The organism is Globicatella sanguinis NBRC 15551 (assembly GCF_001552295.1).
Taxonomy (GTDB): Bacteria; Bacillota; Bacilli; order Lactobacillales; family Aerococcaceae; genus Globicatella; species Globicatella sanguinis.
The window spans coordinates 1-1,404 of sequence record NZ_BCQX01000215.1 but is presented as its reverse complement, the minus strand read 5'-3'; the positions used below and the strand labels follow the sequence as shown (position 1 = coordinate 1,404).

The 1,404-nt window shown below is 40.9% G+C and carries 2 protein-coding genes; both read left to right on the top strand.

Going from position 1 to position 1,404, the window contains the following annotated elements; translation table 11 throughout:
* A partial coding sequence (locus GSA01S_RS10175; RefSeq protein WP_157064830.1) for a Mu transposase domain-containing protein occupies positions 1-817 on the top strand: 817 nt, incomplete at its 5' end.
* Positions 801-1,404: ATP-binding protein (locus tag GSA01S_RS10170; protein ID WP_157064829.1), on the top strand; the 604-nt coding region annotated here is incomplete at its 3' end. The genes GSA01S_RS10175 and GSA01S_RS10170, both read left to right, overlap by 17 nt.

Sequence of the window (1,404 nt, the reverse complement as noted above, 5' to 3'; positions counted from 1 at the left end):
GGAAGGGGAGCTTATTTATCTGAACGTTTTTGTGGGTATCTTAGGTTACTCGCGCTATAGTTTGTATCACGTTACCCTGAATCGGAGGCAATATACCCTATTTGCCGTCTTAAACGACATCTTTGAAAAGCTAGGAGGAATTCCCAAAGAAATACTCAATGATAATATGACGACGATCATGGAAGAGCCACGAACGTCCTATCGTCCTGGCTCTGTTAATCAGAAGTTTGAACAGTTTAGTCGTGATTATAATTTTGATGTCAGAGCTTGTGTCGCTCGGCGTGCAAGTACCAAAGGGAAAGTGGAAAGCCAAATGAAGTTGATTGATGAACTCGATGCTTATCAGGGAAAGTTTTCCTTTGAAGAGTTGGTGGGCCATGTTGAAAAGATGAATCTTCGTAAAAATCTTGAGATCCATCCAACCACCAAAAAATCACCCATGAGTCTCTTGGAATACGAAAAAGACTTCCTATCCCCGCTGCCTAGCAAAGAGATAAGAAGTCGTTACTATTATCAACAAACCGTCAAGGTGAACAGCTCTTCGATGATTAGCTATCAATCGAATCAGTATTCAGTTCCAGCTGAATACATCGGAAAAAGGCTTGGCCTAGAGGTTGAAGACAATACCTTGTATCTTTATGATAACACGAAGTTGATCGCGAGTCATCCAGTATCTAATCTGGCCATGAATTACTTGCCAGGACACTATGAACAGCTCGTCGCTAGCACCATGCCCTATAAGTCACAAGAAGAGGTCGAAGCTTATTCAAAAGAAAATTTAGAAAGGTTGAACGCTATTTATGGCAAGAAAGGATAAAACAACGTATCTTCAGCTCAAGGAGAACTTAGACTATCTTAAGCTCACTCAGATGAGCCTGCATTTAGACGGGGTTTTAAGTGGCGATTACGACCACCTCTCTATTGTGGATACCCTCTTAAGGTTAACGAATCATGAGGTAGATATTAAGCGTCAAAATAGTAAGGATATGATGATTAAAATCGCTAAATTACCAATCAATATGACCTTTGAAAACTTTGACTTTGACTTTCAACCAAGCATTCAAGAGCGAGAAATCCGTGATTTGATGACCTTATCTTTTATAGAAAAAAAGGAGAATGTCGTCTTCTTGGGTTCAAGTGGAGTAGGCAAGACCCATTTAGCCGCGGCAATTGGTTTAGAAGCAGCTAAGAATCGCTATAACACCTATTTCATTAAGTGTAGCGATCTCTTAGAGAAGCTCAGAAAGGCTCAGTCAGAGAATCGATTAGAGAGCAGTCTGCGTTATTATAATCGGGCCAGCTTACTCATTATTGACGAACTAGGCTACTTACCCTTAAATCCAGGAGATGAGCGTCTCTTGTTCCAAGTCATTGACCGGCGTTATGAGACTAAGAGCACCATAC